This is a genomic window from Streptomyces sp. HPF1205 (genome assembly GCF_020400825.1).
GTDB lineage: Bacteria > Actinomycetota > Actinomycetes > Streptomycetales > Streptomycetaceae > Actinacidiphila.
In genome coordinates this window covers 1-620 of sequence record NZ_JAINVH010000138.1, presented here as the reverse complement: position 1 = coordinate 620, position 620 = coordinate 1, and the positions used below count along the sequence as shown (strand labels likewise).

Genomic DNA, 620 nt, shown 5'->3' with positions numbered 1-620 from the left:
GGGCACAGGAACTGGGTGTAGCGGGTGTCGTTGTCGACGAACGTCTTCAGCCAGGGGATCAGGATCCGCATCTCAAGCGTCTCCGGATGCGTGTACCACACGTGGTCGGCCCCGGCGATCTGGACGAAGTCGCTCTGGGTCGAGGCCGGCATCGTGGCGTACAGGCCGTCCAGGTACGACGGCGTGACGACCGTGTCGTTCTGCCCGCCCATGACCATGGTCGGCACCGTGTCGGTGGACATGTTCTGCGAGGGCGAGAACGGCGCCAGGGCGACCGCCGCCTTCAGCGACGGCCGGTGCTCGGTGGCGTACACCACACCACCGCCACCCATGGAGTGCCCGATCACCGACAGGCGGCTGGGATCGACCCTGTCCTTGACCGGACTCTTCTGCGTCAGGTAATCCAGCGCCGCCAGCAACTCCGTACCCCGGGCGGTGTCGTAGTCGGTCCGGCTGTTGGTCTCGATACCGATCACCACGAAACCGAACGAGGACAGCCACGGACCCATCCAGGCTTCCTCATTGGCGAACAGCGCCGTGTAACCCGGCACGATCGCCACCGCACCCCACGTACCCATACTGGTGTCCGTCGGATAGTAGATCGTGCCACCGTTGAACCC

1 protein-coding gene is annotated in these 620 nt (G+C 65.2%); it reads right to left on the bottom strand.

Translation table 11 applies throughout. From position 1 onward, the window contains the following. A partial coding sequence (locus K7G61_RS35995) for an alpha/beta hydrolase (RefSeq protein ID WP_308190815.1) occupies positions 1 to 578 on the bottom strand: 578 nt, incomplete at its 3' end. Positions 579 to 620 lie beyond the last annotated feature (42 nt).